This window comes from Mesorhizobium sp. M8A.F.Ca.ET.181.01.1.1 (genome assembly GCF_004792025.1).
Lineage (GTDB): Bacteria > Pseudomonadota > Alphaproteobacteria > Rhizobiales > Rhizobiaceae > Mesorhizobium.
In genome coordinates this window covers 1-312 of sequence record NZ_SRTV01000205.1, presented here as the reverse complement: position 1 = coordinate 312, position 312 = coordinate 1, and the positions used below count along the sequence as shown (strand labels likewise).

The window sequence follows — 312 nt, the reverse complement described above, 5'->3', positions numbered from 1 at the left end:
CTCACCATGTGGGTGTCATGCGGCTTTACGTTAGGCGCGGCGTTCGGCGGCGTGGTGTCGGCGGTGTTGATTCCGCTTGCCGGCTGGCGCGCGGTGTTTGCGCTCGGCGGCGCGGTGCCGCTGCTGATCGCCGCGGCGATGGCGTTCGCGTTGCCCGAGTCGATGCAGTTTCTGATTGCGCGCGGCGCGCAGGCCGAATGCATCGCCGCGCGGTTGCAACGCGTCGGGCCTTCCGTCCCCGTCGCTGCGGCCGCGCGCTTTGTCGCACCGCTGCGCACGCATGACGGAAGTCCGGTCGCAGCGCTGTTTGCC

1 pseudogene is annotated in these 312 nt (G+C 70.2%); it reads left to right on the top strand.

Features of this window, described 5'->3' with window-relative positions:
• Positions 1-312: pseudogene (locus EN824_RS34260) on the top strand (aromatic acid/H+ symport family MFS transporter); the annotation flags it as partial.